General features: G+C 63.3%; 23 protein-coding genes, 1 tRNA gene, 1 pseudogene and 1 riboswitch. Of the genes and pseudogenes, 13 read left to right on the forward strand and 12 right to left on the reverse strand.

Translation table 11 applies throughout. The features are described 5' to 3' along the window. Window positions 1–608: 608 nt before the first annotated feature. The gene (locus tag VKM35_RS13195; RefSeq protein WP_324321552.1) at window positions 609–1526 is read right to left on the reverse strand and encodes a DNA adenine methylase; all 918 of its coding nucleotides are present in this window, start codon (window positions 1524–1526) and stop codon (window positions 609–611) included. Between the two features lie 10 nt (window positions 1527–1536). Continuing rightward, window positions 1537–2931, reverse strand: a complete 1395-nt coding sequence (locus VKM35_RS13200; RefSeq protein WP_324321553.1) for a hypothetical protein — start codon at window positions 2929–2931, stop codon at window positions 1537–1539. Window positions 2932–3199: 268 nt separating this feature from the next. After that, window positions 3200–3291, forward strand: a riboswitch (S-adenosyl-L-homocysteine riboswitch). A gap of 58 nt (window positions 3292–3349) precedes the next feature. Here VKM35_RS13200 and ahcY point away from each other — a divergent pair. From ahcY to VKM35_RS13225, 5 genes are all read left to right on the forward strand, one after another. Further along, window positions 3350–4771, forward strand: a complete 1422-nt coding sequence (gene ahcY, locus VKM35_RS13205) for an adenosylhomocysteinase (RefSeq protein ID WP_324321554.1) — start codon at window positions 3350–3352, stop codon at window positions 4769–4771. A 75-nt stretch (window positions 4772–4846) separates the two neighbouring features. Then, window positions 4847–5173: a four helix bundle protein gene (locus VKM35_RS13210; protein ID WP_414636664.1), complete on the forward strand. Its 327-nt coding sequence runs from the start codon at window positions 4847–4849 to the stop codon at window positions 5171–5173. After that, complete coding sequence (metF, locus tag VKM35_RS13215; RefSeq protein ID WP_324321556.1) at window positions 5173–6027, forward strand: methylenetetrahydrofolate reductase [NAD(P)H]; 855 nt, start codon at window positions 5173–5175, stop codon at window positions 6025–6027. Before VKM35_RS13210 ends, metF begins: the two co-directional genes overlap by 1 nt. A gap of 20 nt (window positions 6028–6047) precedes the next feature. After that, complete coding sequence (locus VKM35_RS13220; RefSeq protein ID WP_324321557.1) at window positions 6048–6683, forward strand: hypothetical protein; 636 nt, start codon at window positions 6048–6050, stop codon at window positions 6681–6683. Window positions 6684–6769: 86 nt separating this feature from the next. Next, window positions 6770–7681 (forward strand): branched-chain amino acid transaminase, encoded by a 912-nt coding sequence (locus VKM35_RS13225; RefSeq protein WP_324321559.1) that lies wholly within the window; start codon window positions 6770–6772, stop codon window positions 7679–7681. A 129-nt stretch (window positions 7682–7810) separates the two neighbouring features. On the opposite strand, the gene VKM35_RS13230 is transcribed toward VKM35_RS13225, so the two are convergent. The 5 genes from VKM35_RS13230 to VKM35_RS13250 all read right to left on the reverse strand — a co-directional run bounded on the left by VKM35_RS13230 (window position 7811) and on the right by VKM35_RS13250 (window position 11572). Further along, window positions 7811–9100: a HAMP domain-containing sensor histidine kinase gene (locus VKM35_RS13230; protein WP_324321560.1), complete on the reverse strand. Its 1290-nt coding sequence runs from the start codon at window positions 9098–9100 to the stop codon at window positions 7811–7813. Beyond that, window positions 9100–9780 (reverse strand): response regulator transcription factor, encoded by a 681-nt coding sequence (locus VKM35_RS13235; RefSeq protein WP_324321561.1) that lies wholly within the window; start codon window positions 9778–9780, stop codon window positions 9100–9102. Before VKM35_RS13235 ends, VKM35_RS13230 begins: the two co-directional genes overlap by 1 nt. 262 nt (window positions 9781–10042) lie before the next feature. Continuing rightward, window positions 10043–10996, reverse strand: coding sequence for a 30S ribosomal protein S6--L-glutamate ligase (gene rimK, locus VKM35_RS13240; protein WP_324321563.1), 954 nt, complete (start codon window positions 10994–10996; stop codon window positions 10043–10045). Continuing rightward, on the reverse strand, window positions 10993–11454 hold the full coding sequence (locus tag VKM35_RS13245) for an ATP-dependent zinc protease (protein ID WP_324321564.1): 462 nt from the start codon (window positions 11452–11454) through the stop codon (window positions 10993–10995). Before VKM35_RS13245 ends, rimK begins: the two co-directional genes overlap by 4 nt. Before the next feature lie 44 nt (window positions 11455–11498). Beyond that, window positions 11499–11572 (reverse strand) — tRNA-Gly (locus VKM35_RS13250). Window positions 11573–11629: 57 nt separating this feature from the next. On the opposite strand from VKM35_RS13250, the gene thiS reads away from it, so the two are divergent. The 4 genes from thiS (at window position 11630) to VKM35_RS13270 (ending at window position 15464) form a co-directional block, all read left to right on the forward strand. Then, complete coding sequence (gene thiS, locus VKM35_RS13255) at window positions 11630–11830, forward strand: sulfur carrier protein ThiS (RefSeq protein ID WP_324321565.1); 201 nt, start codon at window positions 11630–11632, stop codon at window positions 11828–11830. 264 nt (window positions 11831–12094) lie between these two features. Continuing rightward, window positions 12095–12892 (forward strand): thiazole synthase, encoded by a 798-nt coding sequence (locus tag VKM35_RS13260; protein WP_324321567.1) that lies wholly within the window; start codon window positions 12095–12097, stop codon window positions 12890–12892. A gap of 1 nt (window position 12893) precedes the next feature. Beyond that, entirely contained in the window at window positions 12894–13610 is a 717-nt protein-coding gene (trmB, locus tag VKM35_RS13265; RefSeq protein WP_324321568.1) for a tRNA (guanosine(46)-N7)-methyltransferase TrmB, read from the forward strand. Window positions 13611–13625: 15 nt separating this feature from the next. Continuing rightward, a complete protein-coding gene (locus VKM35_RS13270) occupies window positions 13626–15464 on the forward strand; it encodes an SLC13 family permease (RefSeq protein ID WP_324321569.1) in 1839 nt (612 codons plus the stop codon). Here the strand turns inward: VKM35_RS13270 and VKM35_RS13275 are convergent. Beyond that, window positions 15448–15813 (reverse strand): Rieske (2Fe-2S) protein, encoded by a 366-nt coding sequence (locus VKM35_RS13275; RefSeq protein ID WP_324321571.1) that lies wholly within the window; start codon window positions 15811–15813, stop codon window positions 15448–15450. The genes VKM35_RS13270 and VKM35_RS13275 overlap by 17 nt on opposite strands. Before the next feature lie 50 nt (window positions 15814–15863). Between VKM35_RS13275 and VKM35_RS13280 the strand changes: the two genes are divergently transcribed. From VKM35_RS13280 to VKM35_RS13295, 4 genes are all read left to right on the forward strand, one after another. Beyond that, window positions 15864–16121, forward strand: a complete 258-nt coding sequence (locus VKM35_RS13280; protein ID WP_324321573.1) for a hypothetical protein — start codon at window positions 15864–15866, stop codon at window positions 16119–16121. A gap of 236 nt (window positions 16122–16357) precedes the next feature. Further along, window positions 16358–17053: a fumarylacetoacetate hydrolase family protein gene (locus VKM35_RS13285; protein WP_324321575.1), complete on the forward strand. Its 696-nt coding sequence runs from the start codon at window positions 16358–16360 to the stop codon at window positions 17051–17053. 76 nt (window positions 17054–17129) lie between these two features. Continuing rightward, window positions 17130–17540 (forward strand): large-conductance mechanosensitive channel protein MscL, encoded by a 411-nt coding sequence (mscL, locus tag VKM35_RS13290; RefSeq protein ID WP_324321577.1) that lies wholly within the window; start codon window positions 17130–17132, stop codon window positions 17538–17540. A gap of 60 nt (window positions 17541–17600) precedes the next feature. Then, window positions 17601–19022 (forward strand): M28 family peptidase, encoded by a 1422-nt coding sequence (locus VKM35_RS13295; RefSeq protein ID WP_324321579.1) that lies wholly within the window; start codon window positions 17601–17603, stop codon window positions 19020–19022. A gap of 44 nt (window positions 19023–19066) precedes the next feature. Here VKM35_RS13295 and VKM35_RS13300 read toward each other — a convergent pair whose 3' ends face one another. The 4 genes and pseudogenes from VKM35_RS13300 to VKM35_RS13315 all read right to left on the reverse strand — a co-directional run. After that, window positions 19067–19987 (reverse strand): class I SAM-dependent methyltransferase, encoded by a 921-nt coding sequence (locus tag VKM35_RS13300; protein ID WP_324321580.1) that lies wholly within the window; start codon window positions 19985–19987, stop codon window positions 19067–19069. Further along, on the reverse strand, window positions 19984–20928 hold the full coding sequence (locus tag VKM35_RS13305; RefSeq protein ID WP_324321582.1) for a TrmH family RNA methyltransferase: 945 nt from the start codon (window positions 20926–20928) through the stop codon (window positions 19984–19986). The genes VKM35_RS13300 and VKM35_RS13305 overlap by 4 nt, the downstream gene beginning before the upstream one ends. 76 nt (window positions 20929–21004) lie before the next feature. Continuing rightward, entirely contained in the window at window positions 21005–24136 is a 3132-nt protein-coding gene (locus VKM35_RS13310; protein WP_324321583.1) for an efflux RND transporter permease subunit, read from the reverse strand. Between the two features lie 3 nt (window positions 24137–24139). Further along, window positions 24140–24360: pseudogene (locus VKM35_RS13315) on the reverse strand (efflux transporter periplasmic adaptor subunit); the annotation flags it as partial.

Here is a 24360-nt window from a genome sequence, read left to right on the forward strand (position 1 = left end):
AGCCGATTCTTAAGGCTCAGGAGAGGAGAGGGCCGCGACCGATCATCCCCTCCGTAAGCTGCTAAATGGCTTGCACAAACCTGGCCAGTTGGAACACCAAATTGTCACAAGCCTGTCCCCGATAGCCGCAAGATTCAATAATCCGTTACGCCATTCGCTTCAAGATCGCTTTCGAATATCCGAACACTTCGATCGCCGCATCGACTACCGCCTGGTCATGCATTGGATATCGCTCTCTGGTGGGGTCCTCTTTACCTCCATGAAAGAGATTGTTCCGTACGCGGACTGACGCGATTACTAAGCGAGCACCGGCGGTCTCCCATCGATGCCCCCCTGGAAGTGGTGGGGTGTTCGGGTCGTACTCGGGACGTTCGTTGACAATGATTTCCCTCATGGGTGGGCGAGTGATGAGGACTTGCCTGACTTCGGGATCGACGCGCTGGTGTAGCTCAGGCCCAGCATCCTTCGCAAATCGACTCCAGTTCGCCCTGGCTTGACCTCCATCTATTCCGTCCTGATAGCGCGGCATTTGCTTGAGCGCCGCTTCCATCTCAATAAAGAGGTCAAAGAGTCGATAGCGCGAGGCGGGGCGGACTGGCATTGAGCTGCTATGCGGCCATCAGCTTCATCGCATGAGATGCCAGCTTCAGCTTGCCCCCTGCCAATACTGCGTCGATGGCTTTAACAGCTGAAGCGCCCCCGATCTTCAGTCGATCAGAGAAAAAGAATACCTCAGAGCCGACGTAAGCTTTCTGCGCGTTGTATTGAAGGCCGTAGATGAAGGCTCTGCGTCGGGAATAGCATTTCAGAATGTCTGGCGCGGCGTCATACGACACTATCCAAGGCAGTTTTACCTTCTGAATTACTTTAGCAATTCTCCGATGGTCTTCTGGTTGGTAGTGGTTTAAATAGAGTCGATCCGCCTTGTCAAAATAAGGCGGGTCGCAGTAAACGAGGGATTGCTTCGGCAGCCGCGGAAGATAGTCGGTAATAAATCGTTCAGCGTCCCAGTTTCGCAAGTGGATTCGCTTCTTGTGCCTCGCGATGTTCTCCACCCGGCGAATTAGCTCGGCCCGAGGAAAGCGGGCATCCATGAGCCACTCACCCTCTTGGGCAAGTCCGCCGATGAGTCCGCCCGATAGAATTCCGGAGCGATTGACCCGATTGAGATAGAACATGCTGAAACCAACATCGAGAGGACTGTGTTCGCCTCGATTCCTGAGTATCTCTCGCTGTTTCTTCCATTCACGCACGTTAAGAGAAGCGCGAGAAACTCTGCGACAGAACTCCTCAGTTTCCGATGTGATCGATTTCCAGAACGAGTGAACCGCTGAGCAAGAATCGTTGAGATGAATATGAGAAGCTGTTCCGTTCAAGAGTAGTTCGATCGCCACTCCTGCGCCGCCGGCGTACGGCTCAGCGTAATGCCCCCCAATCAGTCCGTTTCCGATCATCACCTCTGCCACAAAGGGCGCCAGCTTCTGTTTTCCTCCTGGGTACCGGAGAGGAGTCTTGTAGCGATTCATGGGGCCTTCCTTACTTATTCATTTCTTCGAGCAATGGAAAAACGTTCGCGAACAAGTTGCAGACGTTAGTCCCACTGATCACGTAGCGAGGGTTATGGATCAGCTGATTCATGGACGTAACGGACAATACGCTGTCCGGGTTAGCGAGCTCTGCAATCGCCCCTTGAAGCTCCCGAACCATTGCAAGGTTTTGCCTGGTGTTCGTGAGATGGCTGACAACGTCCTTGAGTACGCTGATGAGCTTTCGATCATTCCCATTTGACTCAATCGCTTTCGGTCCGCCCGCACTCGCATGGTCGGCGCAGTACGCCTTCGCAGATACTTCAAACATGCTACGAAGCACGAAGCAGAACGCATGAGGAGTCTTCACCACGTCTAACTGTTTCAGTTCCTCCAAGAGAGTCGCAAGCTTTGCGCGTCCCGCGCCCTTTGGCTGGAACTTTCGAACCAGCACCGAGACGGCGCGAGGATCGTGGGAAGGATGTGCGTTGGATCCCTTTTTCGCAGTGCCCGCCGACGAACCTGCTCCGCCTGACCCAGTGCCGGAGTGGGGTTCGGTTCCGCCAGTTGCCGACCCCGCGCTCCCTGAATTTGTATTAGCGGTGGACCCCTGTCCGCCAGCGCTTGTTTGGGCTGGTTGCTGAGGCGCGGATAGGCCGTACTTGTCGCCGAAGTTTTCAGCGCGAACATCCTTAAATTTGATGTTGTTGAGTCCGATGTCCAGCATCAGCTCTTCGAAGCCCGAACGATTCGTCAGTTTTGGGTATGCCTTCGCCACCTCTGGGCCGGACTTTTGCCCCAACCGCGCCGCGAGACGCTTCATGGCATCCTCGAGCACCGTCAGCGGATATTCTCCAGCCCACCTGGAAGCCTGGGTGGACGACAGATTCTTTCCTTTGTCCAGGTACTTTTCCAACAGGTCCAACGCTGGTTCTGCGCTACCGGACTTGTCTCGATTGTGGCGTGCACGTGCGACAGCGCTCCACCGTAGGCGACCGGCTTTTTCTCCTTTGCCATGGGTGAGAGTAACTACGCGATCCGCGGCAGCCGCTTCATTGGCTGCATAAACTGTGCAAGGGACATTTGCGTTTGCTTTCTTCCAACTGGCGGGCAAAGAGGCGAGCTTTTCGGAGATGTGCGGTGGTAGCGAAAACTCATCGGCAGAGACGATTCCATGAATAATTTTCATGGCAGCGATCCGACGATTGCCTTCCTTTACTACCTGCTTTCTACCCTCCTGGAGCGCAATGATATTTTCGTTTGGCAGATACCCGTCATCGAGCAAGCTTTCCATCACCGCCCAAAACCACTCTGGCTCTACGTCAATCAGTGAATGAATTGCAGATACTTCATTCGGCTGCGCTACCGTTCGATAATTCCTGGTATCAAGCGACAGTTTCTTCACCGGTATTGGTTGCGTCGTAGGCACAGCACCCCCCTGTAATCACATTCCCCTAAGTCGTTCTTTCGCCGCGCTGAGACATTGGGCGTTATTGATCCTACTACAGCAGCCAGATTCAGCAGGCGTGGTCACCACTTAGCTTACGAGAACTCTCCAGCCAGTTTGCCTGGGTAGAATCATTCCGATTTGTAAATATTTACGGACGATGTAACACCCGTCCAGCAGGGGTCCGCAGACCGGCTATAATTACAGCCGGCCCTCCGGGGTCCACCCCACCCAGGGGCGCTGCAACCCCGCCCCGCCCAGCGCGGCTGCCGGGACCAGGCTGGGTGGCGGTTCCAGAACCAACCGCGCCCGTTAACGCGAGCCCCCTTCCCCGCCGGAACCCGGCCCCGGGGGCTCCCCATAACGGAGCTACACCATGAACGCAGTCACCAACATCAAACCCGACTACAAGGTCGCCGACATCACGCTCGCCGACTGGGGCCGCAAGGAACTGGATATCGCCGAGCACGAGATGCCGGGCCTGATGTCGATCCGCAAGAAATATTCCGCTGCCAAGCCGCTCAAGGGCGTGCGCGTCACCGGCTCGCTGCACATGACCATCCAGACCGCGGTGCTGATCGAGACGCTGAAGGATGTTGGCGCCGACGTGCGCTGGGCCTCGTGCAATATCTTCTCGACGCAGGACCATGCCGCTGCCGCGATCGCCAAGACCGGTACGCCGGTGTTCGCGTGGAAGGGCGAGTCGCTGGAAGAATATTGGGACTGCACGCTGGACGCAGTCACGTTCCCGGGTGGCAAGGGTCCGGAGCTCGTCGTCGACGACGGCGGCGACGTCACCCTGCTGATCCACAAGGGCTACGAGCTCGAGAAGGGTTCGGACTGGGTCAACACCGCTTCGGGCTCGCACGAAGAGCAGATCATCAAGAACCTGCTCAAGCGCGTCGCGAAAGAGCGCCCGGGTTTCTGGACCAATGTCGTCAAGGACTGGAAGGGCGTCTCGGAAGAGACGACGACCGGCGTGCACCGCCTGTACCAGATGGTCGAGGCCAAGTCGCTGCTCGTGCCCGCGATCAACGTCAACGACTCGGTCACCAAGTCGAAGTTCGACAACCTGTACGGCTGCCGCGAATCGCTCGCCGACGGCCTCAAGCGCGCGATGGACGTGATGCTCGCGGGCAAGGTTGCGGTCGTCTGCGGTTACGGCGACGTTGGCAAGGGCTCGGCGCATTCGCTGCGCGCGTATGGCGCCCGCGTCGTGGTCACCGAAATCGACCCGATCAACGCGCTGCAGGCGTCGATGGAAGGCTTCGAAGTCAACACCGTCGAAAGCACGCTCGGCCGCGGCGACATCTACGTCACCACGACCGGCAACAAGGACGTGCTGACGCTCGAGCACATGTCGAAAATGAAGGACCAGGCGATCGTCTGCAACATCGGCCACTTCGACAACGAGATCCAGGTCGACAAGCTCAATGACTCGGGCGCCGTGCGCCTGAACATCAAGCCGCAGGTCGACAAGTACACGTTTGCGAACGGCAACGCGATTTACCTTCTGGCCGAAGGCCGCCTGGTGAATCTCGGCTGCGCCACCGGCCATCCGAGCTTCGTGATGTCGAACTCGTTCTCCAACCAGACCCTCGCACAGATCGATCTGTGGGCGAACAAGGACACCTACGAGAAGAAGGTCTACATCCTCCCGAAGAAGCTCGACGAGGAAGTCGCGCGCCTGCATCTGGAAAAGATCGGCGTCGTGCTGACGACGCTGACCGCCGAGCAGGCCGCGTATCTCAACGTGGATGTGAATGGGCCGTACAAGCCGGATCATTACCGCTACTGATATGCGGGAGACGGGAATAGGGAGACGGGAGACGTGGGGAGACCGCACAAGGATTTGTTGATCTGGCAGGATGCCATGACCTTGGTCGAGCACGTTTACCGGCTTACCTCTTCCTTCCCCGATCAGGAGCGATTCGGCTTGATCGCGCAGCTTCGGAGGGCCGCTGTCAGCGTCCCTTCGAACATTGCCGAAGGTGTCGCGCGTCGAACGACGCGCGAATACCTGCAATTCCTCGGGATCGCCCGGGGTTCCATGTCGGAAATAGACACCCAGATTGAGATTGCCCGCCGGCTTGGATATGGCGGCAGCTTCGTGGAAACAGACGAAATACTGGAGCGCTTGTTCGCAAGAACCAATGCTCTGATGACCAGCTTGAATACGAAACTCAAAGGCCAGGACTGATGTCGTCTCCCGTCTCCCGTCTCCCGTCTCCCGCCAAGTACTCGTTCGAATTTTATCCGCCGAAGACCGACGAGCAGCGTACGCAGCTCGACCGCACGGTGCGCAAGCTCAAGATGCATTCACCCGAATTCGTATCGGTGACTTTCGGTGCCGGTGGTTCGACGCTCAGCTACACGCCGGAAACCGTGCGCGAGCTGCGCCAGAAACACAAACTCAATGGCGTGCCGCATTTGAGTTGCATGGGCGGCACGCGCGAGGAAATCCGCGAGTTGCTCAATCTCTACAAGGCGCTGGGCTGCAATCGCGTGGTGGCGTTGCGCGGCGACCTGCCCTCGGGCATGGCGCGCATGGGCGACCTGCGTTTCGCTTCCGATCTGGTGCGCTTCATCCGCGAAGAACACGGCGACCACTTTCGCATCGAAGTCGGCGCCTATCCGGAAATGCATCCGCAGGCCGACGATGCACTGGTGGACCTGCGGCACTTCAAGGCCAAGATGGATGCCGGCGCGGATTCGGCGATCACCCAGTATTTCTTCAACGCCGACGCGTACTTTCGCTTCGTCGACGATGTGCGCAAGCTCGGCGTCAGCGCGCCGATCGTTCCGGGCATCATGCCGATCTCGAATTTCTCGCAGCTCAAGCGTTTTTCCGAGGCCTGCGGCGCCGAGATTCCGCGCTGGATCGGCAAGCGCATGCAGGCCTACGGCGACGATGCCGACAGCATCCGCGAACTGGCCGCCGACATGGTCGCCGCGATGTGCCGCCGCCTGATCGAAGCCGGCGTGCCGGAACTGCATTTCTATACGCTGAACCTCGCCAGGCCGACCGAAGCGGTGCTCTCGCGTCTGGCCTGAGCCCGCGCTAGGCTGCGCGGATGCTGCGTCCGGTTCTCCTGCTCGTGTCCTGCCTGGCGGTCATCGTGCTTGCCGCGATGCCCGGGCGCATCGCGCAGGCGCAGTCGCGCGACGGCATCCATCGTTGCGTCGCCGCCGATGGCAGTGCGCTGTTCACCGATCGCAGCTGCGAGGAACTACAGGCGACCGAACGTCTACCGCCACCCACCAGCGCCGGCGCCACCGGCAACGTCCACGTCGCGGTCCGCAGTTGCGCGCGCACCCGCGAAGACCTGGCCGACGGCGTGCGTTCGGCACTGGACGCGCAGGACGTGAATCGCCTCGCCGGTTACTACCACTGGACCGGCATGGGCACGACCGAGGCCTATCGGTTGATGGATCGCCTCGACAGCCTGAGTCGGCACCAGATCATCGATGTGCAGATGGTGATCAGCGGCGATGCTGGCAACGATACGACTGCCCCGCCGCCCCCCGCCGTCGAACCGACCTCGGCGGAGCTGAGCCTGGGCATCGACACACCACCGCCTGCGCCGCCGGCACCGCGCGTGCCCGACCTGATCCGCGTCGACCAGATGCGCGGCAGCAACGATGCTGGCGCGCAGACCACCTACTTCCGCATGCATGCCAACGCCGGCTGTTGGTGGATACGCTACTGAATGGCGGCGGCGTTGATCGTGCGCGTCCCGACGCGCTGTGAGCGGCGCCGGGCTCGGGTAAAATGCCGGCTTTCCCGGAGACCGACATGACCCAGCGCTATCCCGATTTCATCTGGCACAACGGCGATATCAAGCGCTGGCAGGACGCCACCGTGCACGTGATGGCGCACGGCCTGCACTACGGTTCGTCGGTGTTCGAAGGCATCCGCAGCTACGACACACCGAACGGCGCGAAAATTTTCCGCCTCACCGATCACACGCGCCGCTTGTTCGCATCGGCGAAGATCTACGAGATGCCGATTCCGTACACGGTCGAGCAGCTCAACCAGGCCTGCCGCGACGTGGTGAAGGCCAATGGCTTCGGCCAGTGCTACCTGCGCCCGATCGCCTATCGCGATCTCGGCGGCTTCGGCCTCTCGGCCGACTGCCCGACCTCCGTTGCCGTCGCGACCTGGGACATGGGCCGCTATCTCGGCGCCGACGTGATCGAACGCGGCATCGACGCCTGCGTTTCCAGCTGGCAGCGTTTCGCGCCCAACACCTTGCCGGCAGGCGCGAAAGCCGGTGGCAATTATCTTTCCGGGCAACTGGTCGCACGCGAGGCGCGTCGTCTCGGTTTCGGCGAAGGCATCGCACTGGCCTCGACCGGCCTGCTCTCGGAAGGCGCCGGCGAAAATCTTTTCCTGGTGTTCGAAGGCGCGCTGCACACGCCACCGGTCAGCGCCGCGCTGCTCAACGGCATCACCCGCGACACCATCATCAAACTCGCGAAAGACAACGGCATCGCCGTGGTCGAGCGCGACATCCCGCGCGAATACCTTTACTTGTGCGATGAGTTGTTCATGTGCGGCACCGCGGCGGAAATTACACCGATCCGCTCGGTCGACGGTCGCGAAGTCGGCACCGGCAAGCCCGGTCCACTGACCAAAAAAATCCAGGACCTGTTCTTCGGCCTGTTCAGCGGCGAGACCGCGGACAAGTACGGCTGGCTGGAGTAACGCGACACGCCTTCCCCTGTTTACAGGGGAAGGTTGGGATGGGGTAAACACTTGCCTCGCTCCGTCCGTTTCACCCCACCCTAACCCTCCCCTGTGAACAGGGGAGGGGATATTCCGGCAAGAAAAACCTTAGCCAAACACCAGCACCGCCACCGCGCCATGTTCGGCGCGCGGGGCGATGCTCACATCCCAGCCGTACAACTCGCAGAGACGGCGCACGATCGACAGCCCGATGCCGCCGCCGGTGGTGCTGCCGGCACTGGAGCCGCGATAGCCGCGCTCAAACAGGCGCGCGGCGTCCTGAGCCGACAGGCCCGGACCGGTGTCTTCGATGCGCACGCGATCGGCTTCCACGACGAGGCGGACTTCGCCTTCGGCGGTGTATTTGCAGGCGTTGCCGAGCAGGTTGCCGATCGCCACCGACAGCACCGCTTCCGGCGCATTGATGAAGGCGTCGTTGGATCCTTCGACGATGATCTGCACCGGCTTGCCGGCCAATTGCGTGCGGTTGGCCTCGGCCAGGGCTTCGCACAATTTGTGCAGATCGGTATGGCCGATGCCGCGCTCGTTGCGTGACAGCATCAGCAGCGCGGTGGTGAAGTCGGTGCACTGCAGTGCCGCGCGATCGATGCGCTGCAGGCGCTGACGGGTTTTTTCCGGCAGATCGGAATTGGCCAGCAACAGCTCCGCCGCACCGCGGATCACCGCCAGCGGCGTGCGCAGTTCATGGCTGACATCGGAATTGAATTCGCGATCGCGCTTGACCAGCGTGGTCATGCGCGCCGAGTAGTCGTCGAGCGCCGAGGCCAGTTCGCCGACTTCATCGTTGGGAAAATGCGGCGCCAGCGGCTCGGGTTTTTCGCGCCCGGACAGATCGAGGCCACCGACGCGCCGCGCGAGATCGGTGAGCGGGCTGATCACGCGTGAGGACGACCACAGCCCGATCAGCCACGCCAGGCCGGTGAACAGAATCACCGCCGCGCCCAACGTGATCAGCATCTGCTGCTGCGTCAGCGCTTCCTGGGTGTAGTCGTAGCGCAGGTAACCAACCATGTCCGGTGTGCGCTGCACCGCCAACTTGTATTTGCGCAGACGACCACTGGCGTCGTACTCCTCCAGGTCGTAGACGCCACGTTGCAAGTTGCGCCAGCCGAACGGAATCGCGGCGCCATCGGGCCGATAGGCGAACACTTCGATCCGCCGCGAGAACTGGAACTGCGCGTCGGGTTCGGGATGCGCGTGCTTGAACGCGACAAAATTGATCGCCTCGTTCTGCAGCCAAGACTCCACCAGCGAACCTTCCAGGCGGGCGCGCAATGCGATGGTGGCCATCGCGAACATCGTCGTCAGCCCGAAGCCGAGCAACAGGAAAGAAACGATGATGCGGCTGCGCAACTTGCGCCGGTAAAGCATAGGCATCAGGCCGCGTCGGGATCGGCGATGCGATAACCGATGCCGTGACGGGTCTGGATCAGCGCCTTGTCGAACGGCTTGTCGACAGCGGCGCGCAGGCCATGGATATGCACGCGCAGGCTGTCGGAATCGGGCAGTTCCTCGCCCCAGACGCGGGTTTCCAGATCCAGGCGCGGCACCACAGCGGGCGAGGCTTCCATCAGCGACTGCAGGATCTTGAGCGCGGTCGGATTGAGTTGCAGCAGTTTGCCGCGGCGATGCACTTCAAGGGTATCGAGGTTGTATTCGAGATCGGCGACCACCAGCACACGCGGCTGCGCGGCCTTGCCACGACGCGCCAACACCGCCAGGCGCGCCTCGACTTCCTGCAGCGCGAAGGGTTTCACCAGGTAATCGTCGGCACCGGAATCGAAGCCGGCGAGTTTGTGATCAAGCGAGTCGCGCGCGGTCAGCATCAGCACCGGCGTCTGTTTGCGGCCTTCGGCGCGCAGCTTGCGACAGACTTCGAGGCCATCCATGCCGGGTAGATTGAGGTCGAGCACGATCGCGTCGAAATCGTTGACCACCGCCAGGTGCAGGCCGGTGATGCCATCCGCGGCGTAGTCCACGGTGTGGCCACGGTCTTCGAGATAGTCACCAAGATTGGCGGCGATGTCGCGATTGTCTTCGACCACAAGGATGCGCATGGGCAGCGGGAACTCCATTCAGGATGAGCGGCTTCGATTCTGCCAGAGCGCTCTGGTTCCGGCACAGCGGGAGAAAATCGCCGGCAAAAAACAAAAATGACCCGGGAAGACGCCATTGGGGAGACGCCTTGCCCGGGTCCAAAGTTTGCGGTGCCCCGATTGCCGTAATCCATGGAGTCCACGAGGAGGACCCACAGCGTCTGGCCCGACCAGCCTAGGGGCGATCAGGTTAAAAACCCGTTAAATCAGCGCGAGTCTTTGGTTATTTTTTCGACCCGGCCCGGGCTTTGGGCCGGCCAGCCGACCGACGGCGGCCCGAAGCCGCCTTGGCGGCCGCCTGGACCGCGGCCTGCCGGGCCACGTGCTCGATGATGGCCCCGGCTACGTCGACCCCGGTGATGCCCTCGATGCCTTCCAGGCCGGGCGAGGAGTTCACCTCCAGCACCAGCGGACCCTTCTTCGAACGCAGCAGGTCGACGCCGGCGATTTCCAGGCCGACCACGCGCGCGGCATGCAGCGCGGTCTCGCGTTCGGCGGCGCTGAGCTTGATCTTCGATGCCTGGCCACCGCGATGCAGGTTGGAACGGAATTCGCCGGGTTCGGCCTGGCGGCGCATCGCCGCGACCACCTTGTCGCCGACTACGAAGCAACGCAGATCGGCGCCATCGGCTTCGGCGATGAATTCCTGCACCAGAAAATTCGCGTACAGGCCACGCAACGCCTCGACCACGCTGCGCGATGCCGACAGGCGTTCGGCGAGGATCACGCCCGCGCCCTGCGAGCCTTCGTTGAGCTTGATCACGTGCGGCGGTTTGCCCAGCAGCGACAGCAGATCGCCGGTGTCGTCGGGGTTGTCGCCGAACACCGTGGTCGGCAGCCCGATGCCCTCGCCCGCCATCAGCTGGTGACAACGCAATTTGTCGCGGGAGCGCAGGATCGCATCGGAACTGTTGGGCGTGTACGTGCCCATCAACTCGAACTGGCGCAGCACCGCTGTGCCGTAGCGCGTGACCGAAGCGCCGATGCGCGGGATCACCGCCTCCACGCCACTGAGCTGCTTGCCTTTGTAGTTGATCTGGAATTTTCCCGGCGCGATCTTCATGTAGCAGCGCAGCGGATCGAGCACGCGCACCACGTGGCCGCGCTCACGTGCGGCCTGCACCAGGCGTTGGGTCGAATAGAGTTTGGCGTTGCGCGACAGGATGGCGAGTTTCATGGCGGGGCGTCTTGGCTGGGGGACGCGCCGAGCAGGAACGAGCGCGCGGGCTCCACCAGGCAGCGACCGCGCAAAGCGGTGCGACCCAGCAGCATCGGAAACAACATGTTGCGGCGTTCGGCGAGATTGACTTCGATCGACCAGCTGCGGCCATCGGGCAGGCGCAGCAACGTGCGGACGAACAGACGTTCGCTGCGATGACCGCCGGAATCGGTGACGATGCGACGGTCGCTGATCAGCGCTTCGGCACGATGGCGCGTGCGCGCGGCGTCGCCCGGTTCGATGGTGAAGCGCACGCAGGGCTGGCCATCGCGCAGGAATTCCTCCTGGTCCTCGACATGCAGCGCGGAACTGCGCGCACCGCTGTCGACCTTGGCGCGGATCGTGCCGATACCGAGTTCGGGCAGGGACAACCACTCCCGCCAACCGACGACGATGCGCTCTCTGGACACCGGCATCTCCGCATCGGCAGCGAGGACGGCGCGACGCCATCCGGAGGGATTGGAGCGGGTGAAGGGAATCGAACCCTCGTCAGTTGCTTGGGAAGCAACAGCTCTACCATTGAGCTACACCCGCGGACGGCCGGGATTATGACCCTCGCTCCCGAGCCTCGCAACGCAATAAACTGTCGCCATGCATATCCTTCTCAATGGCGAAAGCCGCGAATTGCCCGACGCCAGCAGCGTCGCGCAGATGCTCGAACTGCTCGGCTACGGCGCGCGCCGCGTCGCCATCGAGCTCAATCGCGAAGTGGTGCCGAAGAGTCGCCACGGCGAACAGATGCTGGTCGAGGGCGATCGCGTCGAGATCATCCAGGCGATTGGCGGCGGGTGAGCGCAGGCGTTTGCAGCCTGCCAGTGGCGTGTTGCGGCCGCGCGAACGCCGGAGGCAGGATGCCGCGGGCCGGAGGCGATCGGTGAGGCCAGGACGGCCGAACCTGGTCGCCTTCTTACACTGCACAAAGCTGTCGTTGTAGGAGCGACGTGAGCCGCGATGATTCTCCCGTCGAGCCATGGTCGCAGCGAGTGTCGCGGCTCACGCCGCTCCTACGAGAACCAGAGGGTTATCAGGCCCGGCCATTCGCGCCATAATCGCAGGATGAGCGCAGCCCACCCCATCGATACCCCGCTGGTCATCGCGGGCAAGACCTATCGTTCCCGCCTGTTGACCGGCACCGGCAAATTCAAGGATTTCGAGCAGACACGGCTGGCGACCGAAGCCGCTGGCGCCGAGATCGTCACCGTCGCGCTGCGTCGCATGAACCTGGGCCAGAACCCGAACGAGCCGAATCTGCTCGATATCCTGCCGCCCGACCGCTACACGCTGCTGCCCAACACCGCTGGCTGCTACAACGTCGACGATGCCGTGCGCACCTGCCAGCTCGCACGCGAACTGCTCGACGGCCACAAACTGGTCAAGCTCGAAGTGCTCGGCGATCCGAAGACGCTTTATCCCGATGTCGTGCAGACGCTGCAGGCCGCCGATATCCTGGTGCGCGACGGCTTCGATGTGATGGTTTACACCTCCGACGATCCGATCATCGCCCGGCGCCTGGAAGAAATGGGCTGCGTTGCGGTGATGCCGCTGGCCGCGCCGATCGGTTCCGGTCTCGGCGTGCAGAACAAGTGGAACCTGCTCGAGATCATCGACAACGCCAAGGTGCCGATCCTCGTCGATGCCGGCGTCGGCACCGCCTCGGACGCCGCGATCGCGATGGAACTCGGCTGCGATGGCGTGCTGATGAACACCGCGATCGCCGGCGCGCGCGATCCCATCCTCATGGCCGGCGCGATGCGCAAGGCGATCGAGGCCGGACGCGAGGCCTTCCTCGCCGGACGCATTCCGCGCAAGCGCAATGCCAATGCTTCCTCGCCGATCGACGGAGTGTTCTTCTGAGATGAGCGAGCGCGCCTCCGGCCCCGACGACGCCGACAACCCGCTGCGGCAGCGTTCGATCCGCAGCTTCGTGTTGCGCCAGGGCCGGCAGACCGATGCGCAGAAACGCGCCTTCACCGAACACTGGCCGACCTACGGCGTCGATTTCACCGGCAAGCCGCGCGATCTCGAGCAACTGTTTGGACGCCACGCAGAGCGCGTCCTGGAAATTGGTTTCGGCAATGGCGAGCAGGTGTTGTTCGCTGCCGAGAATGAAAAGCAGCGTGACCTCATCGGCATCGAAGTCCACGGCCCCGGCGTCGGCCGCTGCCTCAACGGACTCGCGGCGCTCGCGGCCACGCAGGTGCGGATTTACCAGCACGACGCCGTCGAAGTGCTGAAGCAGGAAATCGCCGACGCCAGCCTCGACGAAGTGCGGATCTATTTTCCCGATCCCTGGCACAAGAAGCGCCACCACAAGCGCCGCCTGATCAGCCCGGAATTCACCGCCCTGCTCTGCGACAAACTCAAGCCGGGTGGCCGTCTGCATCTGGCCACCGACTGGGAAAACTACGCCGAACACATGTGGGACGTGCTCGATGCCGAGCCGCGCCTGCACAACATCGCCGGCGCGCGCGGCGCGGTTGATCGCCCGGCGTGGCGGCGACAGACGCATTTCGAGACCCGCGGCCAGAAACTCGGCCACGGCGTCTGGGATCTGATCTACCTGCGGCGCTGAGACGATAACGACACGATGGGCACCGACCTCACCCTCACGCACGACATGATGCTGGTGCTCGGGTTGGTGGTGTTCACCATTTCGATGTTCATGTTCGAACGCATCCGCGCCGACGCCACCGCGCTGGTCGTGCTGGTCGTACTCGGCATCACCGGCCTGGTGCCGGCCGCGCAACTGTTCACTGGCTTTTCCGGCAACGCCTCGATCAGCATCATCGCCACGATGATCCTCGGCGCCGGCCTCGATCGCACCGGTGCGCTCAACCGTCTCGCCGGCTGGTTGCTGCGGCGCTCGCACGGCATGGAAGACCGGCTGATCCTGATCACTTCCGGTGTTGCCGGTCTGATGTCGGGCTTCATGCAGAACCCTTCGATCACCGCGCTGTTCATGCCGGTGGTGTCGCGGCTGTCAGGCCGCACCGGCATCCTGCTGCCGCGGCTGCTGATCCCGGTTTCGGCGGCGATCATCCTGGGCGACGCGCTGACCATGGTCGGCAATTCGCCGATGATCATGCTCAACGATCTGCTGCTCTCGGCCAATCGCAACCTGCCCTCGGGCGCGGCGACGCTGGCGCCGTTCCCAATGTTCCGGCCGCTGCCGATCGGTCTGCTGCTGGTCGCGGCGGGCCTGGTGTATTTCCGCACGATCGGGCGCAAGGCGCTGGTCGGTGCCGAGGACAAGAACGTCACGCCCGGCCGCACCGAAAGTTATTTCGCGCAGGCTTATGGCATCGAAGGCGAAGTGTTCGAACTCACCGTCGGTGCCGACAGCCCGCTGGTCGGCCTGTCGATCGGCGAGGCGGAGGCGGAAATCGGCGCACCGCTGTTCCTGGCATTGTTGACCAACAACGAAGCGCGGCTGTCGCCGTCCGCCGACCAGATGATCTGGGTCGGCAGCGTGGTCGGCGTGATGGGCAAGCGCGAGACCGTGCAGGAATACGCCGCAGCGCGGCACCTGAAACTCTCGCAGCGCCTGCGCAATTTCGCCGATCTGTTCGACCCGAGTCGCGCCGGCATTTCCGAAGCCGTGATCCCGCCGACCTCGCGTTTCATTGGCCGCACCCAGGCCGAGCTGCAGCTGCGCAAGCGCAATGGCATCAGCCTGCTGGCGATCAACCGCGACAAGAAAATCTTCCGCCAGGACATCCGCCAGCTGCCGCTGCGCGCCGGCGACATGCTGGTCTTCCACAGCATCTGGAGCGATCTGGCGCAGGGCGGCGAGAACAAGGATTTCGTCGTCATCACCGACTACCCGAAGCAGGAGCAGCGCCCGCACAAACTGTGGCTGGCGCTGGGCCTGTTCGTGCTGGCGATGGGCCTGGCGTTGAGCACGCTGATTCCCGTATCGGTGGCGCTGATGGGCGGCGCGGCGGCGATGATCGTCACCGGCGTGCTCAACATGGACGAGGCCTACGCGGCGATCAGCTGGAAATCGGTGTTCCTGCTCGCCTGCCTGCTGCCGCTGGGCTGGGCGATGGATTCCACCGGTACCGCCAACTGGATCGCGCAGCAGGTGCTCGACCAGGTCGGGCCGACGATGCCGCTATGGGTGTTCCAGCTGGCGATCTGCCTGCTCACCACCTGCTTCGGTTTGGTGATCGGCAACGTTGGCGCGACCGTGGTGATGGTGCCGATGGCGATCAACGTCGCGCTCGCCGCGAACGGCAATCCTTCGGCGTTCGCGCTGCTGGTCGCGTTGTCGGCGACCAACAATTTCCTCAGCCAATCCAATCCGGTGATATCGATGATCAGCGGCCCGGCCGGTTATCGGCCGCGCGATCTGTGGCGTACGGGTTTGCCGCTGACCGCGATCTATCTGACGATCGCGCTGATCATGGTTAATCTGATGATGTAGCGGTATGGAATCCCAGCGTGCCGTCGGCACTTTCGTCGACGCGCAGCATCCGCAGTTGCGCACCGCAGCAGGGCCCGGCGATGCAGCGGCCTTCGTTCAATTCGAAACTCGCGCCATGCGCCGCACAGACCAGATGTCCCTGGTCGCGCAGGAAGCGCCCCGGCGCATAGTCGAGGCGTCGCCCGGCATGTGGGCAAATATTGAGCCAGGCGCGCACCTGCAGGCCTTGCCGATACAGGATCACCGATTCGCTTTCGCCATCGATCACTGCATCTACAGCGGAGATGTCGTCATCTTGCAGGCCGAAACGCTGTATTAACGAACTGCTTACACTTTCCGTTTCCGCCATCGCCATACTCCCTTTCCGTTAGTTTGCCACGGCCGCCCATGCAGCTTTTCATGCACCGCCTGTTCTCGTTCCGCCCCTGCAAGCCGCGCAGTCCGCTGCTGCGTGTTGCCTGTGGCTTGATGGGTCTGGTCGTGCTCGCGCTGCTGGTGGTGTTCGGCCTGTTCATCGGCCTGGGCATGCTGCTGTTCGCCGCCGTGCGCCGCTTCTCGCGCCCCGCGCCGGTCGCCGCCAACCCCGCTGCGGTTGGCTCCATCGACGGCGAATATTCGGTCGTCGAAAAGTCTTCGGTCACGCTGGGCCTGCGCTGAGTTTTGCGGTTTGTCGGCAGGCTTTGCTGCCTGCCTCGACAGAATTTCTGAAAATTACCCAGCCCCCCGTCATCCCCGCGCAGGCGGGAATCCAGTGACTTTTGTCCCTGCGTGCAAAGCATTAGAAGTCACTGGATTCCCGCCTTCGCGGGAATGACGAAGGCCATGGCAAGACCATCGCGGAATTCAATGGCAAGATTCGCTGGTAGCCAAACACCACGCAGCGAACCTCGCCCATGACCGACTTCGTAATCCCTCCCGCCGCCATCGCCAGCCTCACCGTGCAAGGCAGCAGCGCGCGTTTCCCGGTACATCGCATCTACTGCGTCGGGCGCAACTTCGCCGAACACGCGAAGGAAATGGGCGCCGAAGTTCCGGCGCGCGGCACGCCTGTGTTCTTCATGAAACCTGCCGATGCCGTCGTGCCCGATGGCGGCGCTGTCGCGTATCCGACCGCCACCACCGATCTGCATCACGAAGTCGAACTGGTCGTCGCGCTGGGCCGCGATGCCGATGGCGAAATCGCGCTCACGAATGCTCTCGATCTCGTCTTCGCCTATGGCGTCGGCCTCGATCTCACCCGCCGCGACCTGCAGGCGCTGGCCAAGGAAAAACGCCTGCCCTGGGACATCTCCAAAGGCTTCGATCAATCGGCGCCGACCAGCACGCTGGTGCCGGCCGCACAGGCCGGCGAGTTGTCGACGCAGCGCCTGTGGCTGGAGGTCAACGGCGAATTGCGTCAACAGACCCTGCTGTCGGAGATGGTGTTTGGCGTCGCCGAAATCATCCACGAGCTATCCCGTCTCTTCGCGCTCAAGGCCGGCGACCTGATCTTCATGGGCACCCCGGCCGGCGTCGCGGCGCTGCAGCGCGGCGACCACTTCCGCGCCGGCGTGGATGGCCTGGCCGAATTCTCCGGGCATATCGCCTGAAACCCGCTGCCGGGTGTAGATTCCCCCCTGCTGTCACCGTTCCAAGCATTGGCTTCACTTATCGAGGGAGAGTGCGATGGGAATGATTTCGGAGTTCAAGGAATTCGCGATGCGCGGCAATGTCGTCGACCTCGCGGTCGGCGTGGTGATCGGCGCCGCGTTCGGCAAGATCGTCAGCGGTCTGGTCGACGGCGTGATCATGCCGGTGGTGGCGCTGATCACTGGCGGCGTGAATGTCAGTGACTGGGCGACGACGCTCAAGCCCGCCGTACTCGGTGCGGACGGCAAGGAAACCGCCGCGGCCGTGGTGATGAAATACGGCGTGTTCTTCCAGAGCATCGTCGATTTCCTGATCGTCGCCTTCGTGATCTTCCTGGTCGTCAAGGCGATGAACTCGATGAAGAAAAAGGAAGAGGCGGCACCTGCTGCCCCGCCCGCAGACGTCGCTTTGCTGACGGAGATCCGCGACCTGCTCAAGAAAGGTTGAACAAGACATTCCTGCAACGACGCCGGCTTCGCGCCGGCGTCTTCATTTTTGGAGAACCGCATGCCCCTGCTCCGCCCACTCAGCCTCGCCCTTGCGCTCGCACTCACTGCTGGCATCGCCAACGCCGCACCGCCGGCGCTCGATGCGCGCGCGCTCACCGACGCGCAATCGCTGCGCACAGCGAATGACAAGGGCAGCGATGCCTACGCGATCGTCGAATCGCTGACCACGGAAATCGGCCCACGCATGGCCGGCTCACCGGCCTTCGATCGCGCGGTGCTCTGGGCGCAGGCGAAGTTCAAGGCGCTGGGCTACGACAAGGTGTACCTGCAGCCGGTCACGTTTCCGGTCTGGGAACGCCGCCACGAATCGGCCTCGGTGCTCGCGCCGTATCCGCAGCATCTGGCGATCATCGCGCTCGGCGGCAGCGTCGGTACCGGCGGCAAGGCACTGGAAGCCGAGGTCGTGGAATTTTCCAACCTCGAGGCCCTCAAGGCCGCGCCCGCCGATTCACTGAAAGGAAAAATCGCCTACATCTCCAACCGCATGGAGCGTTTCAAAGATGGTCACGGTTACGGCCCGGCGGTTGCGGCGCGCGGCGGTGGCGCCAGTGAAGCATCGCGGAAAGGCGCGGTGGCTTTCGTCCTGCGTTCGATCGGCACCGACTCCGACCGCATGCCGCATACCGGCATGATGCGCTACGCCGACGGCGTGGAAAAAATTCCTGCGGCGGCGCTGTCCAATCCCGACGCCGACCTGCTCTCGAACATGCTTCGCCGCGGCAAGCCGGTGAAACTCAGCCTCGACATCGACGTCGGTTTCACTGGCGCCAGCAAGACCAGCTACAACGTGATCGGCGAAATCCGTGGGCGTGAAAAACCCGATGAAGTCGTGGTGATCGGCGGCCATCTCGATTCCTGGGATCCGGGCACCGGCGCGATCGACGATGCTTCCGGCGTCGGCATCACCATGGCCGCCGGCGAACTGATCGGCAAACTCGCGCGCGCACCGCGACGCACGATCCGCGTCATCGCTTTCTGCAACGAGGAGCAAGGCCTGTACGGCGGTCGCGCCTATGCCGATGCCAACAAGAACACGATCGATGCACAGCAGCTGGTTGCGGAGAGCGATTTCGGTGCCGGCCGCGTCTACGCCTTCCGTGCCGGCACCTCGCCGGAAGCGCAACCGGTGATCGCGCAGATCGGCGAACTGCTCGCACCGCTGGGCATCGCCTATGAAACCGGCGGTGGCGATCCCGGCCCGGACACCGGCGCAATCGCGGCGCTGGGCGCACCCTGGGGCCAGCTCGCGCAGGACGGCACCGATTACTTCAACTACCACCACACCGCCAACGACACGCTGGATAAAGTCGATGCCAAGGCGCTCGACCAGCAAGCCGCCGCGTACGCGGTGATGGCCTATCTCGCGGCGGAATCGACGCTGGATTTCGGTCGCTCGCCCAAGGCCGACGGCAAGGAATGACGGTTACTGCATCGACGCGGGGATTTCGCTCCCGCGTCGATGCCTCAGTGCCGCGACGCCTCCGGCGCGCGTCGCGCATGCAAGGTCCATACGCCGAACAACGCCTGCACCGGGATCCATGTCCGTCCCCACGCGGCGTCGACAAAGCCGGCGCTGCGCACGGCATCGAGAAGATCCCAACCGAAGTGGTAGTAGCAAAGCACGCCGTCCGACAGCGGATCGCCGTGAATTTCCGGCGGCAGCAAATGCTCGATCCCGCCGTGCTCATCGATGCGCGCACGTACCAGGGTGGTCGCACTGTCTTCGATGAAGGGCAGCGTGAGCCAGAGGTCGCCGCCGGGCTTGAGCACGCGCGCGAACTCCGACAATGCACGCCAATACTCGGGCACGTGCTCGAGCACGTCGAAACTGCCGATGGCATCGAGGCTGGCGGTCGCGTGGGTCAGGGCGGTGACGTCCTCGAGGGCGATCGCCTCGGGCATGCCCTGGCCGTGCAGCCAGGCTTCGACATCGCGTTTGCGCGACGGCGTCATCATGAATTCGCTGCCCAGCGCTTGCGGATAATGACGCCGCAACCAGACGAACACCGGCGAGGCCTGTTCGGTGAGGTAGATCCGTGCATCGGGATCCGGCAATGCCGCCACCACCAAGCCCAGCACGGCACGCGAACGTGCATTCAAGCCGCAGAGTGGGCAGCACAGTCCCTCGCGCAAGTCCGGCGCGGTAGCGGTGCCGACCCAGGGCAAGACCATCGTTACGCGCTGCGCACACAGTCCGCAGTACACGGGCGCACTGGCGATCGCGCCTGTCGTGAACGCTTGTCGCGGCTGCGCTTCCGCTGCCTGAAGGGACTCGCGCGTCGCGCGCCAGGACTCCAGATCGGCGAACCAGCGCGTGCCTGTCACTGGACTGGATCGCAGCAAGGCCGCGACGCGGCCAAGCCAGCGCGACAAACCTTGCCTCATCCCACCGATGTCGCGTGCTGCCGCCACCATTCGCCGAGAAATACGGCGGTGGCGACGGAGACGTTGAGGCTTTCGACCTTGCCGCTGCCGGGCACGATCAAACGCAGGCTCAGTGCTTGCGCGAGTTCCGGTGCGACGCCCATCTGCTCGGCACCCATCACCAGCACGAAGCGGTCGGGAAGTGTCGCGGCATACAAGGCTTGACCACCACGCACCACCGTCGCCGCGAGCTGGAAACCCGCCGCCTGCAATTGCGCGATCGCTTCATCGCTGCGGCCGAGGCGCACCAGCGGCACCGCCTCCGCGCCGCCTTCGGCAACGCGTGCGGCAGCGCCCGACAAAGCCTGCGCACCCTGCGGCAGCAACACGCCGGCAGCACCGAAATGCGCGGCGCTGCGCAGGATCGCACCGAGGTTGTGCGGGTTGCCGACGCCATCGAGCCAGATCGCCAGCTGCGGCCCACGCGCCAAGGTGCGCAACCACGCCGCCAGCGACAATTCCGCGACCGGCAACACGCTGAACACCACGCCTTCGTGATGCGCGCTGCCGGAAAGTTTTTCCAGATCGGTCGCCTCGACCACGGTGTAGCCGATGCGATGCTTCACGCAATATTCGATCACCGGCTTGAGCTTGGGGATGCGCGCCTGCAGCAGCCAGACCTTGCGCAGCGCTTCCGGACGCTTGCCGAACACCGCCATGCAGGCATTGAACCCATACAGACGCTGCTCGCTCAGCGCGACCGGCGCGGCCTCGGCGAGACGCTCGCGCAGGGGAGCACGTGGTTCGCGATGTTCGCGTGGTTCGCGCGGCGGGGGCTCGGCATGTGCCTGCGACGGTCGCGGCTGACTCGCACGGTCGCGCTCGCGTTCGCGCTTGTCCCGCGGCGCTTTCGACGGACCGCGATAAAGGGATTCGCCGGAAGGCGGTTTGCGCTCGCTCATGATCGGACATCCTGCGCCGGGAACGGGCGCTCAGAGGAGGAGTGTAACCAACGCCCCCGCGGACCGCTGCGATTCCCTAGCCGCCATGACTGCGATCCACCGATGCCACTTCCGCGTCGAGACCTTCCAGCATCCGTCCACGCTCTTCCGGTGGCCGCGTGAAGCGTGCGAGCAGCAGATAGAACGCCGGCACCACGAACAGCGAAAGAAAAGTCGAGAGCATCACGCCGAAGACGACGACCACACCGATCGCCTGACGGCTGGCGGAGCCGGCACCACTGGACAGCATCAGCGGCAGCGCGCCGGTGACGGTGGCGACCGAGGTCATCAGGATCGGACGCAGGCGCGTGGCGGCAGCGTCGAGGATCGCGTCGAGGATGGGCAGGCCATCGTCGCGGCGCTGGTTGGCGAACTCGACGATCAGGATGCCGTTCTTCGCGGCGAGCCCGACCAGCATAACGATGCCGATCTGGCTGAAAAGATTGATGGTGTTGCCGGTGAGCTTGAGGCCGAGCAAGGCGCCGAGCACGGCCAGCGGCACGGTGAGCATGATCACCAGCGGATGCACGAAACTTTCGAACTGCGCAGCCAGTACCAGGAACACGACCAGCAATGCCATGCCGAGGGTGAACAATGCGGCGCTGCCGGAAGCGAGATATTCGCGCGACTGCCCGGCGAAATTGATCTGCGCGGTTTCCGGCAGCACGTCGCGGGCCGACTTGCGCGCGAAATCGATCGCTTCGCCCAACGGGTAGCCGGGCGCGAGCCGTGCCGAGAGCGTGATCGAGCGCAGGCGGTTGAAGCGGTTGAGCGCACCGGGCTCGGCGAGTTCCTTCACCGTGACCACACTCGACAGCGGTACCAGTTGCCCGCCACGTGAGCGCACGTAGAGATTTTCCAGATCGGCGATGCTGGAGCGATCCTTGCGATCGGCCTGCACCAGCACGTCGTATTCCTTGCCCTGGTCGACGAACGTGGTGGCGCGCGCCGAGCCGAACATCGTCTGCAAGGTGTTGCCGATATCGGTCACCGCCACGCCGAGATCGGCGGCGCGGTCGCGATTGATCAGCACGCGAAACTGCGGTCGCGTTTCCTTGTAATCGGAATCGACGCCCTGCAGTTTCGGATTGGCCTCGAGTGCGGCCTGCAGGCGATCGCGCCATTCCGTCAACTGCGCATAGTCCGGCCCGCCGAGAACCACCTGCAAGGGTTGGCCACCGCCGCGCACCAGGCCCTGACGCACTTGCGGCAAGGCGCGGACGCCGGCGATCTTCGCGAGATCGCGCGTGACCTGTTCGACGACATCGTCGGTGCTGATGCTGCGGTCGCGCCAATTCTTCAGGATGACGATGGCCTGGCCGTTCTGCAGCTCGCCACCGCCGCCGCCACCGCCGGGCACGCGCGAATTGATCATCACGATGGGCTTGTCGCCGCCCTCGTATTTCATCAATGCGCTTTCGACTTTGGCCATCTGCTTGACCGTGTAGTCGTAACCGCCCCCCTCGGGACCGTTGGCCGACACGAAAAACGCGCCGCGATCTTCGGTCGGGGCGAGCTCGCGCGGCGTCCAGACAAACAGCACCGCGCTGCAGGCGAGCGCGCCCAGCATCACAGTGCCGAACATTTTTCCTTTGCCGATATGTCGCGCGAGTTGCCGGCGATACGTGCCCGACAATTGCGCCAGCCGACGATCGACCCAGGCATTGAAACCGGTGACCTGCTCACGGTTATGCGGGCGCAGCAGCAGCGAGCACATCATCGGCGTCAAGGTGAGCGCGACGAAAGCGGAGATCGCCACCGCGCCGGCCAGCGCCACTGCGAGTTCGCGGAACAGGCGGCCGTTGTTGCCTTCCTGGAACGCCATCGGCACGAACACCGCGATCAATACCGCCGTCGTCGCGATCACCGCGAATGCGACCTGGCGCGTGCCACGCAGCGCCGCCAACGGTATCGGCTCGCCGAGATCGGCGCGGCGCTGGGCGTTTTCCAGCACGACGATGGCATCGTCGACGACCAGGCCGATCGACAGCACCAGTGCGAGCAAGGTCAGCAGATTGATCGAGAAACCGAAAGCCCAGAGCGCGATGAAGGACGCGGTCACGCAAACCGGCACGGTCACCGCCGGAATCACCGCCGCACGCAGGCTGCCCAGGAACAACCAGATGACGACGAGCACGAGCACGATCGCCTCGGCCAGCGTCTTGTAGACCTCGTTGACCGCGACGTCGATGTATTCGGTCGAGTCGTAGGTGACGCCCATCTTCATGCCCTGCGGCAGGGTCTGGTTGATGCTGGCGATCTGCTCCTTGACCAGGCGCGCGACTTCGAGGCTGTTCGACGTCGAGGTCTTGACGATGCCCAGGCCGAGCATCGGCTGGCCGTTGCCACGGAAATAACTGCGCCGCTCCGCCGATTCCAGCGCGACGCGCGCGACTTCGCCCAGGCGCACGACGTGGCCGTCGCTGCCGCGGGTCAATGCCAGCTGCGCGAATTGTTCGGCGTTCTGGAAACCACGCTCGACACGCACGGTGAAATCGCGATCGGTGGATTCGATGCTGCCGCCGGGCAGCTCGACGTTCTCGCGCTGCAGCGCCGCCTGGATATCGGCCACGGTAAGGCCGCGCGCGGCCAGCGCCGCGGGATTGGGCCAGACGCGCATCGCATAGGCCTGACCACCGCCGAGCTGCACCTGCGCGACGCCATCGATGCTCGACAGGCGATCGACGAGATAGCGGTCGGCGTAGTCGGTGAGCTCGAGCATGTCGAGCTTGGGCGATGTCAGGTTGGTCCACAGGATCACGTCGGAATCGGCATCGGCCTTGGCGACCTGCGGGCTGTCGACGTCATCGGGCAATTTGTCGGCAGCGCGACTGACGGCGTCGCGCACATCATTGGCTGCGCTCTCGATGTCGCGCTTGAGCGAGAACTCGATGTTGATCGACGAGCGGCCGTTGCGGCTGGTCGAGGTCAGCAGGTCGACGCCTTCGATACCGCTGACCGCATCTTCCAGCACCTGGGTGATGCGCGTTTCCACCACCGAAGCCGATGCACCGGTGTAGGTCGTGGTGATCGACACCACCGGCGGATCGATGTCGGGCAATTCGCGCAGCGGCAATTTGCTGAAGGCGAACACGCCCATCACGATCAGCAGCAGGCTGACGACGGTGGCCAGTACCGGCCGGCGGATCGACAGATCGGAAAGCAGCATCGCTCAGTTTCCCGCGTGCGGGTGGGCGGCGGATTTTTCCGGATGGCCAGCATCCGGCGCCTCGACGATCTTGGCGCCGTCCTTGAGCTTGACGGTACCTTCGACGACGACGCGGTCGCCGGCACTGACGCCATCGACGATCTCGACCCAGCCGGCGCGACGCGCACCGATCTTCACCGGCACCTGCGCGACTTTGCTGTCGGCGCCGACGCGGAACAGGAAGG

The organism is Arenimonas sp. (genome assembly GCF_035312645.1).
GTDB lineage: Bacteria > Pseudomonadota > Gammaproteobacteria > Xanthomonadales > Xanthomonadaceae > Arenimonas.

What these genes read in the sequence shown, in the direction of transcription:
- VKM35_RS13245 (WP_324321564.1), bottom strand. Translation starts at nt 11,454, where the DNA reads ATGCCGGTGTCCAGAGAGCGCATCGTCGTCGGTTGGCGGGAGTGGTTG.
- thiS (WP_324321565.1), top strand. Translation starts at nt 11,630, where the DNA reads ATGCATATCCTTCTCAATGGCGAAAGCCGCGAATTGCCCGACGCCAGC.
- VKM35_RS13270 (WP_324321569.1), top strand. Translation starts at nt 13,626, where the DNA reads ATGGGCACCGACCTCACCCTCACGCACGACATGATGCTGGTGCTCGGG.
- VKM35_RS13295 (WP_324321579.1), top strand. Translation starts at nt 17,601, where the DNA reads ATGCCCCTGCTCCGCCCACTCAGCCTCGCCCTTGCGCTCGCACTCACT.
- VKM35_RS13220 (WP_324321557.1), top strand. Translation starts at nt 6,048, where the DNA reads ATGCTGCGTCCGGTTCTCCTGCTCGTGTCCTGCCTGGCGGTCATCGTG.
- VKM35_RS13305 (WP_324321582.1), bottom strand. Translation starts at nt 20,928, where the DNA reads ATGAGCGAGCGCAAACCGCCTTCCGGCGAATCCCTTTATCGCGGTCCG.
- VKM35_RS13230 (WP_324321560.1), bottom strand. Translation starts at nt 9,100, where the DNA reads ATGCCTATGCTTTACCGGCGCAAGTTGCGCAGCCGCATCATCGTTTCT.
- rimK (WP_324321563.1), bottom strand. Translation starts at nt 10,996, where the DNA reads ATGAAACTCGCCATCCTGTCGCGCAACGCCAAACTCTATTCGACCCAA.
- metF (WP_324321556.1), top strand. Translation starts at nt 5,173, where the DNA reads ATGTCGTCTCCCGTCTCCCGTCTCCCGTCTCCCGCCAAGTACTCGTTC.
- VKM35_RS13260 (WP_324321567.1), top strand. Translation starts at nt 12,095, where the DNA reads ATGAGCGCAGCCCACCCCATCGATACCCCGCTGGTCATCGCGGGCAAG.
- VKM35_RS13225 (WP_324321559.1), top strand. Translation starts at nt 6,770, where the DNA reads ATGACCCAGCGCTATCCCGATTTCATCTGGCACAACGGCGATATCAAG.
- trmB (WP_324321568.1), top strand. Translation starts at nt 12,894, where the DNA reads ATGAGCGAGCGCGCCTCCGGCCCCGACGACGCCGACAACCCGCTGCGG.
- ahcY (WP_324321554.1), top strand. Translation starts at nt 3,350, where the DNA reads ATGAACGCAGTCACCAACATCAAACCCGACTACAAGGTCGCCGACATC.
- VKM35_RS13210 (WP_414636664.1), top strand. Translation starts at nt 4,847, where the DNA reads ATGACCTTGGTCGAGCACGTTTACCGGCTTACCTCTTCCTTCCCCGAT.
- VKM35_RS13300 (WP_324321580.1), bottom strand. Translation starts at nt 19,987, where the DNA reads ATGAGGCAAGGTTTGTCGCGCTGGCTTGGCCGCGTCGCGGCCTTGCTG.
- VKM35_RS13310 (WP_324321583.1), bottom strand. Translation starts at nt 24,136, where the DNA reads ATGCTGCTTTCCGATCTGTCGATCCGCCGGCCGGTACTGGCCACCGTC.
- mscL (WP_324321577.1), top strand. Translation starts at nt 17,130, where the DNA reads ATGGGAATGATTTCGGAGTTCAAGGAATTCGCGATGCGCGGCAATGTC.
- VKM35_RS13235 (WP_324321561.1), bottom strand. Translation starts at nt 9,780, where the DNA reads ATGCGCATCCTTGTGGTCGAAGACAATCGCGACATCGCCGCCAATCTT.
- VKM35_RS13280 (WP_324321573.1), top strand. Translation starts at nt 15,864, where the DNA reads ATGCACCGCCTGTTCTCGTTCCGCCCCTGCAAGCCGCGCAGTCCGCTG.
- VKM35_RS13195 (WP_324321552.1), bottom strand. Translation starts at nt 1,526, where the DNA reads ATGAATCGCTACAAGACTCCTCTCCGGTACCCAGGAGGAAAACAGAAG.
- VKM35_RS13275 (WP_324321571.1), bottom strand. Translation starts at nt 15,813, where the DNA reads ATGGCGGAAACGGAAAGTGTAAGCAGTTCGTTAATACAGCGTTTCGGC.
- VKM35_RS13285 (WP_324321575.1), top strand. Translation starts at nt 16,358, where the DNA reads ATGACCGACTTCGTAATCCCTCCCGCCGCCATCGCCAGCCTCACCGTG.